The organism is Chitinophaga terrae (ex Kim and Jung 2007) (genome assembly GCF_900107795.1).
GTDB lineage: Bacteria > Bacteroidota > Bacteroidia > Chitinophagales > Chitinophagaceae > Chitinophaga > Chitinophaga terrae.
The window spans coordinates 114,823-129,405 of sequence record NZ_FNRL01000010.1; the positions used below are offsets into that span (position 1 = coordinate 114,823).

The 14,583-nt window shown below is 43.8% G+C and carries 18 protein-coding genes; 8 read left to right on the plus strand and 10 right to left on the minus strand.

Going from position 1 to position 14,583, the window contains the following annotated elements:
- Positions 1-2: 2 nt before the first annotated feature.
- The 3 genes from lpxK to bioD are packed head-to-tail and all read right to left on the minus strand — an operon-like array spanning position 3 to position 2,296.
- On the minus strand, positions 3-1,073 hold the full coding sequence (gene lpxK, locus BLV62_RS12740; RefSeq protein ID WP_089762169.1) for a tetraacyldisaccharide 4'-kinase: 1,071 nt from the start codon (positions 1,071-1,073) through the stop codon (positions 3-5).
- A 6-nt stretch (positions 1,074-1,079) separates the two neighbouring features.
- Entirely contained in the window at positions 1,080-1,655 is a 576-nt protein-coding gene (locus tag BLV62_RS12745; protein ID WP_089762171.1) for a 5-formyltetrahydrofolate cyclo-ligase, read from the minus strand.
- On the minus strand, positions 1,652-2,296 hold the full coding sequence (gene bioD, locus BLV62_RS12750) for a dethiobiotin synthase (protein ID WP_089762173.1): 645 nt from the start codon (positions 2,294-2,296) through the stop codon (positions 1,652-1,654). The genes BLV62_RS12745 and bioD overlap by 4 nt, the downstream gene beginning before the upstream one ends.
- 98 nt (positions 2,297-2,394) lie before the next feature.
- On the opposite strand from bioD, the gene BLV62_RS12755 reads away from it, so the two are divergent.
- Both BLV62_RS12755 and BLV62_RS12760 read left to right on the plus strand, forming a co-directional pair.
- Positions 2,395-3,753, plus strand: a complete 1,359-nt coding sequence (locus tag BLV62_RS12755; RefSeq protein WP_089762175.1) for a pyridoxal-phosphate dependent enzyme — start codon at positions 2,395-2,397, stop codon at positions 3,751-3,753.
- A 1-nt stretch (position 3,754) separates the two neighbouring features.
- Positions 3,755-4,531 carry an ABC transporter substrate-binding protein gene (locus BLV62_RS12760; RefSeq protein ID WP_089762177.1) on the plus strand — a complete coding sequence of 259 codons (777 nt, stop codon included), beginning with the start codon at positions 3,755-3,757 and terminating at the stop codon, positions 4,529-4,531.
- Here the strand turns inward: BLV62_RS12760 and BLV62_RS12765 are convergent.
- A complete protein-coding gene (locus BLV62_RS12765; RefSeq protein ID WP_089762179.1) occupies positions 4,528-5,340 on the minus strand; it encodes an alpha/beta fold hydrolase in 813 nt (270 codons plus the stop codon). The genes BLV62_RS12760 and BLV62_RS12765 overlap by 4 nt on opposite strands.
- A 134-nt stretch (positions 5,341-5,474) precedes the next feature.
- Here BLV62_RS12765 and fbaA point away from each other — a divergent pair, with 134 nt between their 5' ends.
- The 4 genes from fbaA to BLV62_RS12785 all read left to right on the plus strand — a co-directional run bounded on the left by fbaA (position 5,475) and on the right by BLV62_RS12785 (position 9,319).
- Entirely contained in the window at positions 5,475-6,542 is a 1,068-nt protein-coding gene (gene fbaA / locus BLV62_RS12770; RefSeq protein WP_089762181.1) for a class II fructose-bisphosphate aldolase, read from the plus strand.
- A gap of 237 nt (positions 6,543-6,779) precedes the next feature.
- On the plus strand, positions 6,780-7,628 hold the full coding sequence (accD, locus tag BLV62_RS12775; protein WP_089762183.1) for an acetyl-CoA carboxylase, carboxyltransferase subunit beta: 849 nt from the start codon (positions 6,780-6,782) through the stop codon (positions 7,626-7,628).
- Positions 7,629-7,725: 97 nt separating this feature from the next.
- Positions 7,726-8,166: an SsrA-binding protein SmpB gene (gene smpB / locus BLV62_RS12780; protein WP_089762184.1), complete on the plus strand. Its 441-nt coding sequence runs from the start codon at positions 7,726-7,728 to the stop codon at positions 8,164-8,166.
- A 4-nt stretch (positions 8,167-8,170) separates the two neighbouring features.
- The gene (locus BLV62_RS12785) at positions 8,171-9,319 is read left to right on the plus strand and encodes a hypothetical protein (protein WP_089762186.1); all 1,149 of its coding nucleotides are present in this window, start codon (positions 8,171-8,173) and stop codon (positions 9,317-9,319) included.
- Here the strand turns inward: BLV62_RS12785 and trxA are convergent, their stop codons facing one another.
- Positions 9,320-9,619: a thioredoxin gene (trxA, locus tag BLV62_RS12790; RefSeq protein WP_089762188.1), complete on the minus strand. Its 300-nt coding sequence runs from the start codon at positions 9,617-9,619 to the stop codon at positions 9,320-9,322.
- A gap of 88 nt (positions 9,620-9,707) precedes the next feature.
- Here trxA and BLV62_RS12795 point away from each other — a divergent pair, with 88 nt between their 5' ends.
- On the plus strand, positions 9,708-10,265 hold the full coding sequence (locus tag BLV62_RS12795) for a methyltransferase family protein (RefSeq protein WP_089762190.1): 558 nt from the start codon (positions 9,708-9,710) through the stop codon (positions 10,263-10,265).
- A 212-nt stretch (positions 10,266-10,477) separates the two neighbouring features.
- On the plus strand, positions 10,478-10,621 hold the full coding sequence (locus BLV62_RS28570; protein WP_168927750.1) for a hypothetical protein: 144 nt from the start codon (positions 10,478-10,480) through the stop codon (positions 10,619-10,621).
- Between the two features lie 281 nt (positions 10,622-10,902).
- Here the strand turns inward: BLV62_RS28570 and BLV62_RS12805 are convergent, their stop codons facing one another.
- From BLV62_RS12805 to BLV62_RS12830, 5 genes are all read right to left on the minus strand, one after another.
- Positions 10,903-11,430 carry a hypothetical protein gene (locus BLV62_RS12805; protein ID WP_089762194.1) on the minus strand — a complete coding sequence of 176 codons (528 nt, stop codon included), beginning with the start codon at positions 11,428-11,430 and terminating at the stop codon, positions 10,903-10,905.
- A 23-nt stretch (positions 11,431-11,453) separates the two neighbouring features.
- Positions 11,454-11,906 carry a hypothetical protein gene (locus tag BLV62_RS28575; RefSeq protein ID WP_139170137.1) on the minus strand — a complete coding sequence of 151 codons (453 nt, stop codon included), beginning with the start codon at positions 11,904-11,906 and terminating at the stop codon, positions 11,454-11,456.
- A gap of 11 nt (positions 11,907-11,917) precedes the next feature.
- Positions 11,918-12,709: a hypothetical protein gene (locus BLV62_RS12815; protein WP_089762197.1), complete on the minus strand. Its 792-nt coding sequence runs from the start codon at positions 12,707-12,709 to the stop codon at positions 11,918-11,920.
- 345 nt (positions 12,710-13,054) lie between these two features.
- Entirely contained in the window at positions 13,055-13,561 is a 507-nt protein-coding gene (locus BLV62_RS12820) for a hypothetical protein (RefSeq protein WP_089762199.1), read from the minus strand.
- Positions 13,562-13,970: 409 nt separating this feature from the next.
- The gene (locus BLV62_RS12830; RefSeq protein WP_139170139.1) at positions 13,971-14,429 is read right to left on the minus strand and encodes a hypothetical protein; all 459 of its coding nucleotides are present in this window, start codon (positions 14,427-14,429) and stop codon (positions 13,971-13,973) included.
- Between the last annotated feature and the right edge of the window lie 154 nt (positions 14,430-14,583).

Below are 14,583 nucleotides of genomic sequence, written 5' to 3' on the forward strand. Positions count from 1 at the left end.
GATCATTGACCGGTAACCAGTTGATACCGATTGATGTAGTCAATAATAAAGTTATTAAATAATGGCGCGTCATCAAAAAGGAATGCAATTTCTACAGGCATAACAGCCATCTGCAGGTTTTGTTCTGCCAGCGCTCCTTTGAGCAATTGCAGTCTGACAGCGTCCTTCTCGGTGGTAATAACTATTTTATTGCTACCTGGCAGGTCATCACATTCTTTTTTAATTTTAGCAATATCCTTTTCCGTGTAGTAGTAGTGATCCGGAAACGACAACAGGAATACCTGGTTATATCGTCTTCTCAGCTCTTCTAACAGGGGTTCTGGTCTGGCTATCCCGCATGCCAGCAATACGGTGGCCGACGTTGGCACATCAACCGGCTGATGGGTAACCATGTCCGTTAATGCTCCATACTGCAAGGTAGTAAAAAAGAGCCGCTGATGCGGTAAAGGATTTATTTCTTTTTCCAAAGCCTGCTTTTCGGCCACTGTCATGGCAGGCGGACACTTGGAAACTATAATACAGTCGGCCCGGTGATATCCTATCCTCCCTTCCCGGAGGCGGCCGAAAGGAACTACATGATCCCTGGTGAACAGCCGGCTGTAATCAGTGATCATGATATTGAGCCCCGGTTTGATAGACCGGTGCTGGAAGGCATCGTCCAGCAGTATTACCTGGGTATCGGGTTCATCGCTCAGCAATTGCGGCACCGCCAGCATTCGTTCTTCTCCCACACAAACTTTGATATCGGGGTATTTTGAATGAAACTGCATGGGCTCATCGCCTATATCGGCGGCCGTACTATGCTCATCCGCCAGGATATAGCCGCTGGTGCGCCTGTTATATCCGCGGCTCAGGGTCGCTACTTTCATGTGATCTTTCAGCAGCCGGATAAGGTACTCTACGTGCGGGGTTTTCCCTGTACCGCCTACAGAAAGGTTGCCGGCAGAAATGATAGGTATGTCAAATTCCACTGCCGTAAGCAGTCCTTTATCATAGAACCTGTTCCTGATCCACATTACCAGGCCGTAAAGCAGTGAAAAAGGGTATAATAGAACTTTCAGGTAAGACAACACATTATTTTATTTAAAATGATAAATATTATCCGGCGTTACGACTGTATGCAGGGGAATATCCCAGGCATCCAGGTCTTCTATCGCCGGCACCGGTTCAAAAAAAGACAGACCAACGGTTTTAACGCCAGGTTTGCATTGCTTCAGGAACCTGTCGTACATTCCTTTCCCATAACCCACCCGGTATCCGCGGGTATCGAATGCCAGCAGGGGCACAAATACCAGGTCTATATCTGCAGGCTGTACCTCGGTGCCGCTAACCGGTTCGGGAATGCCGAATTTGTTTTTAACCAGGACGGCATCCGGCTTCCAGAGAAAATGCTCCATGCTGCCGGTTTTCATGTCAGACCGGGAGATGGCCCATTCAAGGGACGGCTGATGTTCCCTGAACCATTTCACCAACGGCCAGGTGTTAACTTCCTTCTTCTCTGAAATAGGCAGGAAAATATGGGCTAACTTGATCTGCTGCAACGGTAACGTATAAACCCTCGACAACAGGCGGCCGTTCAGGTCTGCAGATATATCATCAGGCATATTGAGTCTTAGTTCCAGGAAATGTTTTCGTATATCCTTTTTAGTGGTCATGCCAGTAAACTATGCAGGTTAGCAGACAACAACTGTGCCTGTTGCTGAACAAATGACTTATCTACATGCTGCGCCCGGGGAATGCGGCCAATTTTCGGGTAGCCGCTCCATTTAACCACATCATCTTCATTGCTGTGATAATCGCCGGTAAACACCCATCCCAGGACATGGATGCCCAAACGCCTCAGCATACCGGCCGTCAACAACGCATGGTTAATGCTTCCCAGGTAGTTCTGGGCCACCACTATAGCTTTGGCGCCTAATTCCCGTATCAGGTCTGCAGTAAAATAATCGTCATTCAGGGGCACCATCAACCCTCCTGCTCCTTCAATTACCAGGCGCCTGCCAACCGGCTGAAGGTCGGCGGCCCGCGATATAATCGCGCCCGGTTCTATCTTCACCTGTTCTTCCCGGGCTGCCAGGTGCGGAGAGGCAGGAAGTTCCAGTTTCCAAAGCTCAGGGTGACAAACTGACACATCATTGGATAAAAGTTCCTTAATCGTATCTGTATCGGCGCCTTCCAGCAACCCTGTTTGCACGGGTTTCCAGTAATCGGCCTTCAAAGCCTCCGTAATGCAGGCGGCGGTAACGGTTTTACCGACCCCAGTACCAATGCCGGTTATAAATATTCTTTCACTCATCAACAACAAATATAGCTCGCAAACGCACAAAGGAGGCAGAGAGCGTAAAGAAACTTACCGGAAACACTTACATTCGTAATGTACAACCTCATTCATATATGAAATATTGTGATAACATTTTAGAAACGATAGGACATACCCCCATGGTTAAGTTGCACAGGGTTACAGCATCCCTTCCCTGCACTGTGTTGGCCAAAGTAGAGTTTTTTAACCCGGGCAATTCCATTAAAGACAGGATGGCCGTTAAAATGATAGATGTGGCGGAACAAAACGGCTGGCTGAAGCCGGGAGGTACCATTATTGAAGGCACTTCGGGCAATACCGGTATGGGCCTTGCGCTGGCAGCCATTGTCAGGGGATATAAATGTATCTTCACCACCACCGACAAACAATCCAAGGAGAAAGTAGATATCCTGAAAGCAGTTGGCGCAGAAGTGATCGTATGCCCTACTAACGTGGAACCGGAAGATCCGCGCTCCTACTACTCTGTATCCAAACGGCTGGCCAGGGAAATACCAAATAGTTTCTATGTTAATCAATATGATAACCTGGCTAACAGGGAAGCGCATTATGAACAGACAGGCCCTGAAATATGGGAACAAACGGAAGGCAAGATCACTCACCTGGTTGTTGCCACCGGCACAGGCGGAACGGTTACAGGAACCGGCAAATACCTGAAGGAGAAAAACCCCGATATTAAAGTATGGGCAATAGATAGCTATGGCTCCCTGCTTAAAAAATATTACGATACGGGTATTATCGACATGACGGAAGTTTACCCTTATATCACGGAAGGGATCGGGGAAGATTTTGTGCCGGAGAACTATGATATGTCGGTGATCGATGCGTTTGAGAAAGTGACAGACAAGGATGCCGCTATCATGGCCCGAAAGATCACCAAGGAAGAAGGCATTTTTGTTGGCTACTCCGCCGGTTCGGCAGTGGCAGGGCTTTTACAGCTGAAAGCCAGCCTGAAACCTACGGATGTGGTAGTGGTTATTTTCCATGATCACGGCAGCAGGTATGTAGGCAAAGTGTACAACGATCAATGGATGATGGAACGGGGTTTCCTGGATGTAAAAACCGTTAAAGATGTGATCAATGGCCGGAAGGGCCAGCCGCTGGTGACGATCGACGCCAATGAAAAAGTGAGTGAAGCGATCGCTAAAATGAAGAAATACGATATTGAACATATCCCTGTATTGGGTGGAAATGATATTATCGGCGCCATTTCCGAAAGTGGCCTGTTCAATAAACTTCTTGATAACACCCAACTGAAAGACGCCGCTGTGAAAGAAGTCATGCAGCCTGCATTCCCGCTGGTTTCCCAGGAAACGCCGATCGAAAAACTCACTGTATATATCAACAGGGAAAACGGGGCAGTATTAACAAAAGATGATAGCGGCAATCACCATATCATCACCAAATACGATATTATACAGGCTTTAGGAAGATAATATGGTTTTCAGAGATCAGTTGGGCAGGACGATAAACCTGGACAGGACGCCTAAACGAATTGTATCGCTGGTGCCCTCGCAAACCGAATTGTTATATACATTGGGTTTGGATACAGAAGTGGCGGGCATTACCAAATTCTGCGTACATCCGTTGACGTGGTTCCGTACCAAACCCCGGGTGGGCGGCACGAAGCAGGTACATATAGAGAAGGTGAAAGAATTATCCCCCGATCTCATCATCGCCAATAAGGAAGAAAACCTGGAAAGCGATATCCATGAGTTAATGAAGATATGTCCTGTTTGGGTAAGCGATGTACAAACGCTGGAAGACGCATATGAAATGATCCTGGGCATTGGCCAGGTAACAGGCCGGGAATTAGCGGCTCGGCAACTGACAGAAAATATTGGAAAAGCATTTTCCACGATAAAGAAAACCGAAGCCGGTATTTCAGCCGTTTACTTCATCTGGCGCGATCCGTGGATGGTAGCCGGTGGCGGAACGTTTATAAACGACATGCTCGCCCGTTGCGGTATCCGGAACGTGTTTGCGCATCTTCCCAGGTACCCGGTTGTTACGCCGGCAGAGATAAAGGCCACGGAAGCCCGCTGGCTTTTGCTTTCATCGGAGCCTTACCCATTCAGCGAAAAGCATATAGCGGAATTAAAGGAACAGGTACCAGGGGTTGAGATCAGGCTGGTAGACGGGGAAATGTTCTCCTGGTATGGCAGTCGTTTGCTGCAGGCGCCTGCTTATTTTAACCGGTTGCTGGCGCCTTAATGGTCTTTTAGAAAATTCACTACCCAGTCGGCAAACTTCCTGGTTTTTACCACGCTGTTATGATCGCCCGTTACTGTGCCGTGCATCCCTGCGGGCATCATGGCGGCCAGGGAACCGCCCGTATCATTATCCGGGTCCCTGTCGCCCCCGAGTACCAGCACGGGTTTGGTAACTTTTCCCAATTCTTCGGGGGAAGTGCTTGGTTGTGCGAACTGCATGAGGCAAAGCGCCCGTTGGTCAAGGCCGGATTGCTGCACGTATTTTACCATTTCGGCCAGTTCAGGAACCGGTTTTCCTGCCAGGGCTTCATAGAATTGCTGGCGCCTGGGCCAGTTGGGGTCTGTAAAGGCAGTGCCCATCCCTCCCATTACCGCGCTCCTGATCCGGTTGTCGAGCACCAGGAGCCGGGCTACGATGATGGATCCGCGGCTGTATCCAACAACCCGGTATTCGGGCAGTTTCAGGTAGGTGACCAGTCCCATGATGTCTTTTGCTTCCGCGTCGTTCATGTAGGCCAGGCTGTCGTGCGGATGATCGGACGCCCCGTTACCGCGCAGATCCAGGGTAATTACCTGGAAACCCTTTTCGAGGAGTTGCTGGTATAAAGAAGTTTGTTCCCATGAGCGGCCGTCTACAATAAAGCCGTGAACGAGCAGCACAGGTTCGCCCTTGCCTTTTATGGTGTAATGGATGCGGGTTCCGTCGAACGACCGGTAGTATTGCAAGGAGTCGTCGGCCGGCCGGAGCCCTTTACCAGCGTAGGAAACGGAGTACAGGCAACAGAGCAGGATAATGGGTAATAATTTCATTCCGGTTTGAATTGATGGAGTAAAATACGTTTTTCTCCAGACAGAATTAATAAATAAGCGCTTACATTTCGCTATAAATCTTCTTTTTAACTCCTTATATTTGCTCTCCTAAAAATTAAAACACATTTTTGAGTATGGGAAAATACAGAGCTGGCGTATTATTCGGCGAAGAGCTGGATGCGCTGTATAACGATGCCAAAGACAACGGGTTTGCAATGCCTGCAGTAAACGTTGTAGGTACTAACTCCGTGAATGCGGTACTGGAAACAGCGGCAAAGGTGAATTCACCGGTAATTATTCAGTTTTCCAATGGCGGGGCTCAATTCTTTGCCGGTAAAGGGATGCCTAACGACAAACTGCAAGCTAACATTGCTGGAGGTATCTCCGGCGCCAAACACGTACATGAAGTTGCGAAGTATTATGGCGTTCCGGTAGTATTGCATACCGACCATGCTGCTAAAAAATGGCTCCCATGGATCGATGGCCTGTTAACTGCAGGTGAAGAATACTTCAAACTGCACGGTCAGCCATTGTACAGCTCTCATATGTTAGACCTGTCTGAAGAACCTATCGCTGAAAACATCGAGATCTCTCACAAATATTTCGAAAGAATGAATAAGCTGGGTATGTCTATCGAGATCGAGTTAGGCGTAACCGGCGGTGAAGAAGATGGTGTGGACAATTCAGGAGTGGATAACTCTAAATTGTACACTCAGCCTGAAGATGTGGCCTATGCTTATGAAATCCTGTCAAAAGTAGGTCCTCGTTTCACGGTAGCAGCGGCTTTCGGTAACGTACATGGCGTATATTCTCCGGGTAACGTAGAGCTGCGTCCTGAGATCCTGCACAACAGCCAGGAATATATCCAGCAAAAATTCAACACCAAAGCTAAGCCGGTTTACTATGTATTCCACGGCGGTAGCGGTTCTCCTAAGCACCAGATTGCTGAATCGCTGGGTTATGGCGTGATCAAAATGAACCTGGATACAGATATGCAATGGGCATTCTGGGAAGGCGTTCATGATTATTATGAAGCTAAGAAAGAATATCTGCAAGGTCAGCTGGGTAACCCGGAAGGAGCAGATAAACCTAATAAAAAATACTACGATCCACGCGTTTGGCTGCGTAAAGGTGAAGAAACTTTTGTGAAAAGACTGGAAGAAGCATTCCGTGATCTGAACTGCATCAACAGGAACGCATAATCGACCGGGTTGATTATTGGTTAAGGCTGTTATGGAAAAAGAAATATATTATATAACTTTTTATATATTATTACTTTTTCTATAACGGCTTTTGCCTTTTTTGGGGGTATAACGGCAAGAAAATGTTAAAGTTACCTTCACTTCGGGTAGTTTATGCTTAAGCTTTTTTCCATATGTTTTTGGCTTTATGCTATAATTCGTATCTTGCACAACTATTTTCTAATCTAATAGTGAAATATGTCAAGCTGGTTTAAGCGAATTAAACAAGGCATCTCTACAACCACCAGTGAAAAGAAAGAAGCACCTGATGGGTTGTGGCATAAGTGTCCTAACTGTAAAAAAACCACTACTGTAAAAGATCTAAAGGAGCATTATTATGTGTGTGATAAATGTAATTATCACAACCGTATCAATTCTGCAGAATATTTCGAGATCATATTCGATAATAAAGAGTTCGAAGAACTGTTTTCCAATATTTACCCAACCGACTTTTTAGGGTTTAAAGACCTGAAGCCTTATACAGAAAGGCTGAAGGATGCGCAGAAGAAATCCGGCCTTACAGATGCCATGAGAGTGGGATCAGGTAAGGTACTGGGAAATGACCTCGTGGTGGCTTGTATGGATTTTGGTTTCATCGGCGGATCTATGGGTTCAGTGGTTGGAGAAAAGATCGCCAGATCTATCGACTACTGTATCGCAAACCGGAAACCATTGATGATCATTTCCAAATCCGGGGGCGCCCGTATGATGGAAAGCGCTTTTTCACTGATGCAAATGGCGAAGACATCTGCTAAGCTTACACAACTGGCTGATGCCAAACTGCCATTTATTTCCCTGATGACCGACCCTACTACCGGTGGCGTTACCGCTTCCTACGCAATGCTGGGCGACCTGAACATCGCCGAGCCGGGTGCACTGATCGGTTTTGCAGGTCCCCGTATCATCAAAGAAACGATCAAGAAAGACCTCCCTGCGGGATTCCAGAGCGCCGAGTTCCTATTGGAACATGGGTTCCTGGACTTCATCATGGACAGAAAAGAATTAAAAACCAGGTTAGCGACTGTACTTTCCTTGTTTAAGAACTAATATTACAAAACAAAAAGGATTACGGATTTGGAAGCCATATTTCAATATATTGGCTTTTAAATCCGTAATTTGTCATTTGTGATCCCAACAAATTATTATGGCAGAACAAAAGAACAGATCGGCTTATTACGAATACGCTATAGAAGATAAATATGTGGCAGGCATGGTTTTGCTCGGTACCGAGGTTAAATCGATCCGCGGTGGGAAAGTGAGCTTTAACGATTCATTCTGCTATTTTAACAAAGGAGAACTGTACGTGAAAAGCCTGCATATTGCGCAGTATTCTCATGGCACCTCCTCCAACCACGACCCGTTAAGGGAACGTAAACTGCTGCTGAACAAAAGAGAGATCCGGAAAATAGAGAATAAAATAAGGGAAAAAGGATACACCATCATCCCGTTACGTTTGTTCATTTCCGATAAAGGTCTGGCTAAGCTGGAGATAGGTGTGGGACGGGGTAAGAAGCTGTACGACAAACGGGAATCTATTAAATCCAGGGACGCCGACAGAGAACTCAAAAGACAATTCAAACAATAACCACTTGAGAACGATCCCATTCAGGCCTATACTATGTATCGCTGTACTTTTAGTATTTCTGGCTGGCTGTAAATCCGGAGAAAAACTATTCAACAAGGGGCGGTACCATGCTGCTGTGCTCACCTTTGTTAAAAAGTTACAGAAACGCCCCAACGACGATGCAGCCAATCGTTTGCTGTCGCAGGCCTACGAACATGCGGCACAGGAAAGCGAAAGCAAGGTCAGCGACCTGTTGCGCTCCAATAACCAATTCAAATGGGAAGCTGTAAGGAACGAGTACAATTCCATGCAGGCCCTTTACCAGGCTATACACAGCTCCCCTGCCGCGCTGAAACTTGTTCAACCCAAAGATTACCGCAATGCTATTACCGGTGCGCAGGAAAATGCCGCGGAAGCCAGGTATAGCGCAGGCGTAACGCTTCTCCGGCAGGGCGACAAGAACAGCGCACGCCAGGCCTTCGATGAATTCAGCAATGCCCTTAAACTCGTTTCCAATTATAAAGATGCTGCACAATTGAGAGATCAGGCCTACGAACGAGGAGTGGTGAATGTAATGCTCAGCAAACTGGAAGTGCGTTCTCCCTATTACCAGTTCACAGCCAACCAGTTCAGGGATTACCTGATCAGGGAGCTGCAACAGGGCCAGGTAAACCGTTTTGTTCAGTTTTATGATGAAGAAGATGCCAGGCAGGATAACATCAGGCCTGACGAGTTTATTGATATGAACTTCTTTGATTTCGTGATCGGTGAAACATATGTAGACAGGCTGCAGAAAGAAGTTTCCAAAGATATTCCCGTAAAAACCGTCAAAGACACTACCGGTAAAGAAACTACCATTTACCAGACAGTAAAGGCCACTCTGTTTATCACTACCAAAACCGTTGTGTCAAAAGGGTTGCTGGACTACCAGATCACGGATGCGAATAATGGCAAGGTACTGAGAGCCGACCGTATCCCGGGCAGCTACACCTGGCGTAACCAGTTTGGTACCTATAAAGGCGATGAAAGGGCATTGAGCGATGAAGATAAGAAGCTGATGGGAGGCCGTGATATTCCGCCCCCTCCGCCTGCCGACCTGTTCATTGCGTTTATACAACCCATTTATGCCAACCTGTTGAGGGACCTTCAGAGTTTTTATACCAGCCTGCCCTGATCAGGCGATCTTTTCCCTGACTATAGGGATCAACTGGTGAGCTGGTACTACCCCGCTCTGGCGCCACAATAACTTTCCGTCTTTAAAAAGCATCAGCGTAGGAACGCTGCTGATCTGCCATTGGGCGGCCAGTTGCTGGTTCTTATCTATATCGATCTGCAGGATGCGTAAGCTATCCCCTAATTTATCTTTTATTTCTCTCAAAATCGGAGGAACCATTTTACAGGGGCCGCACCAGGTAGCATAGCAGTCGATAAGCACGGGAGTCGGGGATTGTAGTATAGCTTGCAAATTTTCCATTTCCTGACGTTTTTGATGTACTACAAATTACGACTTTTTGAGAAGTACCGGATATTAGCTATATTAGGAACACAACCAAAATCTATGTATGTCCCTGCTTTTTATCGCCGTTTATACGGCATGGCTTGCATCCGAAATCCTATTGAACAGATTCTTACGAGGCAGCAATACTGATCAGCAACAAAAAGACAAAGGCAGTCTTTCTTTTATGTGGATTATTATCATTGCCAGTATTGTTGTTGCCGGTTTTATCGGGCATTCTACCTACCGGCCTATCGGCGGCAATGCAGTCCGTTTAGCTGGCCTGGCCGTTATTATTCTTGGCATGATACTGCGATTTGCAGCGGTTTCCCAACTGGGCCGGCTGTTTACAGTAATGGTAACGATCAGGGAAGGACATAATATTAAAAAAGACGGGCTGTACAAATATCTGCGTCACCCCTCCTATGCGGGGTCCTTGCTCAGTTTCATAGGTTATGGCTTATCCATGAATAACTGGCTGGCTTTGATCGTTGTATTTGTACCAGTGTTCCTGGTGTTTGTTTACAGGATGCAGATTGAAGAGCAGGTGCTGATGGGGCAGTTCGGCGATGAGTATGTCAACTATATGAAAACTACTAAACGAGTGATCCCCTGGATTTATTAAATAAGTTGTTAGTGAATTTCGGTGTGATATATGAACGCTGGGGCGGCTTGTGAGCCGGGCTATTGATATTTATTTTAAGTCGTGAATGTTCATACTGGGGGATATTTGGCCAGGCCGCAAGGGAAATACCTGGTTAATAGGTTTGGGCTGATCTTTTGCTGATATTACATATCTTTCCTATCTTCTTATAAAAAAACAAAATAAACAATAAAATGCCAATTATTCCATTCAGCATACCATTCCCATCAATATGCCTTTCTGAGGTAATGGAAACATACATAAAATACTCAGCAGTAAAAATTGCCAATACGGCAAAGGCAAATAAAAATATATTCTTTATCCTAAAAGAAAAATAAATAGGAGCAGAAAATAGCATTATGCTTACGGCGGGTAAAAACATAACCATCCATAAATAGTAGTACCAATCCGTTATACTCCTCAACTCCCATACCCTTAAAATCCTATAATCGTTCATTTCTATCATCCGAGTTGAGTAAAAAACTAAGTATTTTAAAAATACAAATAGCAGAACGTTCTTGAATGTCATTGTAATCATACCACGAATTTAACCATCAATTCTTTTTACTTTCTTCGCTTCCGACTTCTCGTGTCATACCAGTCGTGCGATTCCAAACGGTTAATTGCCTTGCATTTCTTTAATGTCATAACCAGATATTTTTCCTTTAGTATAAACGCTTAGATCTATTGGCGCGCCTTTGCAAATATTAAGCGTACCTTCCAGCGAAGGTTCGTTAAAACTCTGCAATGATCCGATCTCAGTTTCCGATAATTTCAACATCACTTTTTTGACGGCTGTTGTTTTGTGAAACAATGAATCCTCCGTAAATCCACCTGTGCAGAGAAACAAAGCCCCTCCCACGTTAATGAAACCGCTATAATCCAATGTTCTGGCGTTATCCCACATTTCAGGAGCAATGTACAACGACCTGCGACCTTCAGAAAGATGAAACTCCAGTGAATAATAATACTTCCCGGGCCTGTAAAACCCGGCATTAGAGGAAACGATAGAAGATAATAAATCATAAAGGCACTTGTCAGTTCGATATTCGGTCAAATACCTATTATCTTTTCCTCCACTATTATATGCATAGTTTAAATTACAAGTAGTTGAAATTAAAAAAATGCCAATAATTATCTTTTTCATAAGATAACAAAATTCCATTTTTATCAACGTTCCGCCTTATGCTCATGCCGCTGCGAGGCAGTCATTGCGGTAAGCCGTTTATTTCGTGAAACCAAATAACCAGCTAACATGAAGCCAAACAGTGATACAGCATGTATCCACAAATTATTATCTTCAAATCCAATTCCTTCTTTAATATCCATAATTAAATTAATTGTAAGAAAACGACGGGCCGATATAAATGAGACAATGTTCATCAGCATTAAACATATCAGTCCGTCGATGATCCATCTAACCGAATTCGAGATTGATAACGTTGCTTCCAACATCTTCAGCAGTGGATAGAAAATTACTCCCAATAACAATCCCTCAACATAAAACCATACCAGATAAGAAAGTATCTCTGCCGAAAAAACATTAAAAACGAAATAAAGGAGCATGAGCGCTAATATGCAGCATAGATGATATAATGATATAAATTTCAGAGAAACTTTCATCAGGGGGTCTATTATTTTAGAGGAAAACACCATTTAGAATTGGTAGTGTCAATATAAAAATTCCCTTTCTCCGCCTCGTAAAGGATTAGAAAATATGGCTGCAAAAGGCGTTGCCCCTCTCTCAGGCTAACACACCTTACAACATTTCCCTGAAGGTTATCCCATTCTGCAAACTCCAAACTGCCATCCAAATCAAAATCTCCAATGCAAGTCGGCTCCTGATAACTTTCATCATTGTTATTCAACGTTACCAATCCATAGAGTTTAATAAAACCTGGATCGGTTATTTCGCATAACAAAATATACCAGGGCTGCAAACCAGTACCGTTAAAGTCGGTCTTTTCGAAATGAATAGAAACAAATTCTCTATGATTGTAACTAAATTCATACATCGCCGACATTTCTAATCTCAAAGGGCGATTATCAGGCCGATTACGGAAAATCGAATCAATAAAATAAGCTTTTCCAGCAAGTTCAATTTTTTCTAGTTCCCTGATCCCTTTATTGTCAAACCAATTTAGCGAGTATTGATAAAATGCTATTTTTAATGGCGATGTATGTTCCCGGTAAACAGTTAATGTATTGGGAACATCCGAACCGGCTCTGATAACTCTTCTTTTGGTAGCAAACTTTGGCAGATCGATCCGTTTAAATGGCAATATCCTACGTTGAACTATTTCATAAGAAAAGGATAGGGAGTCCTTTTGTTCTCCTATCATCCCTTTAACATTGTTAATGGGATAGAAAGATAACGCAACGACCCACATCAATAGCATTTTGATGCTATAACATGCTTTCTTCATTAGATCTGTTGTTTAGTGCCATAATCCTTTACTACCGGGAAAGGGCGTTGTTAACTCTTGCTTACTCGCAGCAAATCCAAATAAAATTAATAATACCGGGCACATTACCGAGCAAAATTTTCACTTCCATTCAGGGAAACCTTTCGAATTCGCTTCGCAACATCACAATTCGCTGCTCAGCGCAATACCTATATACCAGCGCTAACCGGGAGAATATTATAAGCGATGCAATATATTTACCTGGCACATATCTTACGAGAATCCTTTCAGCCAAATCAATCTTCCATTCTTAACCTGTTATAGATCGATAGTTGAGTTTTTTCCATAAAATTTACCTCAAAAAATCTACAACCCCTGATCTGTATCCGGGTTATCCCCTTCCATCAAAAATTTATCTTTAAATTCAGGAGAATTACATCCAAAGTAAAGTGTGGTATCCTTGTTCGAAATTGTAAAAAACGAACCGGCATTTATCCTATAGCTGTATTGACTACTATCAATTTGTACCAGTCCCTTCACTTCGCAAGGCAAAACATAATAGAGGTAATGGAAATCACGCATACTTATAGGTTTCCCATGCTTCAAAATTGCAACAATTGACTCATTTGAGAGTCGCCATTCCATGCATTTAGAATATATTACATCAGCTGGTTTCAGATTTTGCGACTCCCAGTTGGTTGATAATACCTTAACAAGGGAGTTAGATTTAATAACAATTTTACCATGGGATTCATTAACATCCCCGTTATCGGATCTTTTCAGAGACTTTTCATTAGTGAGACCGGTCTTAGTCTTACAAGCGAGACATGTACACAAAATGAAGCCTAATAACGGAAAAATAAAAGTTCTCATAAATTGGTTATATCGATGTTATCTTGTAGAAAAATAATAACCCATTGAACTATCACGCTCTAACCGGTTGGAGTAAAAAGGTACCAATATATCAAGAGGTCTCAAACAAATGCCAATTGGCTTTAATGTTCTTGTACTGATCCGGCAACAGTCGAATTGCATCTTCAACTGTTGCATAAACTCCATCCTGAACTGTTTCCCAGTCGCTATCACAGCTAAATCTATTAAATATATGGGAATTTTCATATTGGCAAATTGCAAGTCCGTATACTTCCTCACTTTGGGGGCTATCGATCATCTCAACATATCCGAAAGGTTGCGATCCGGACCAAGCCCACATAATAACCTTTGCTCCATCGATGTATGCTGGTGGTTTCATATACCAAGTTCCTAAAAGTGCCTGTTTTGTTTACTTAGGGTTAATAAATCTAAACTTAGAATGCTGCCTGACAAATTCAATATTTCTTCTTTCCATAGAAACTGCAACATTCGTTTCCTTAACCAGTCTCCCATTGTCATAAATCCTCATAATCCCTTTATCTGAGTCAAGCTCAATATTGAAACCTATCTTTGTTTCAACGGGTACATAGCCATAAAATTCGGCATACCCTTGACTTAAACTATACGGGAACTGGACAGATTGCACGGTAGCTACATATTCGCTTTTATTGGTTGTTGAAACGGCAATCCCAATTATTCCGTAAGCATGATTTCCAGATATATTCAAAGAAATGATTTCTCCTTTGAACTTTACATGATTCAATATCCTAGCATCAGCATTTGAATAGCGATCTGACAAATAGACCCGATAACAAATGCTGATCATCAACATCATGACTACTAAAAACCAAACCTTATGCTTTGTCATAAATACCAGTCTAACGTTTTTACATTTGTATAAGCAGGTTGTTGCCAAAATATGCGCCTTTATGACCGGTGCAAACATAAAGAAACCCGTTTTTCGGGCAACTATTTAGTCTAAACCGTGTCTGTAATTGATCAGATTCCCACCTTACTTACTT

Excerpts from the sequence above, each read along its gene's own strand:
- BLV62_RS12745 (WP_089762171.1), bottom strand. The coding sequence starts at position 1,655 with ATGACCACTAAAAAGGATATACGAAAACATTTCCTGGAACTAAGACTC.
- bioD (WP_089762173.1), bottom strand. The coding sequence starts at position 2,296 with ATGAGTGAAAGAATATTTATAACCGGCATTGGTACTGGGGTCGGTAAA.
- BLV62_RS12755 (WP_089762175.1), top strand. The coding sequence starts at position 2,395 with ATGAAATATTGTGATAACATTTTAGAAACGATAGGACATACCCCCATG.
- BLV62_RS12760 (WP_089762177.1), top strand. The coding sequence starts at position 3,755 with ATGGTTTTCAGAGATCAGTTGGGCAGGACGATAAACCTGGACAGGACG.
- BLV62_RS12765 (WP_089762179.1), bottom strand. The coding sequence starts at position 5,340 with ATGAAATTATTACCCATTATCCTGCTCTGTTGCCTGTACTCCGTTTCC.
- fbaA (WP_089762181.1), top strand. The coding sequence starts at position 5,475 with ATGGGAAAATACAGAGCTGGCGTATTATTCGGCGAAGAGCTGGATGCG.
- accD (WP_089762183.1), top strand. The coding sequence starts at position 6,780 with ATGTCAAGCTGGTTTAAGCGAATTAAACAAGGCATCTCTACAACCACC.
- smpB (WP_089762184.1), top strand. The coding sequence starts at position 7,726 with ATGGCAGAACAAAAGAACAGATCGGCTTATTACGAATACGCTATAGAA.
- trxA (WP_089762188.1), bottom strand. The coding sequence starts at position 9,619 with ATGGAAAATTTGCAAGCTATACTACAATCCCCGACTCCCGTGCTTATC.
- BLV62_RS12795 (WP_089762190.1), top strand. The coding sequence starts at position 9,708 with ATGTCCCTGCTTTTTATCGCCGTTTATACGGCATGGCTTGCATCCGAA.
- BLV62_RS28570 (WP_168927750.1), top strand. The coding sequence starts at position 10,478 with ATGCCAATTATTCCATTCAGCATACCATTCCCATCAATATGCCTTTCT.
- BLV62_RS12805 (WP_089762194.1), bottom strand. The coding sequence starts at position 11,430 with ATGAAAAAGATAATTATTGGCATTTTTTTAATTTCAACTACTTGTAAT.
- BLV62_RS28575 (WP_139170137.1), bottom strand. The coding sequence starts at position 11,906 with ATGAAAGTTTCTCTGAAATTTATATCATTATATCATCTATGCTGCATA.
- BLV62_RS12815 (WP_089762197.1), bottom strand. The coding sequence starts at position 12,709 with ATGAAGAAAGCATGTTATAGCATCAAAATGCTATTGATGTGGGTCGTT.
- BLV62_RS12820 (WP_089762199.1), bottom strand. The coding sequence starts at position 13,561 with ATGAGAACTTTTATTTTTCCGTTATTAGGCTTCATTTTGTGTACATGT.
- BLV62_RS12830 (WP_139170139.1), bottom strand. The coding sequence starts at position 14,429 with ATGACAAAGCATAAGGTTTGGTTTTTAGTAGTCATGATGTTGATGATC.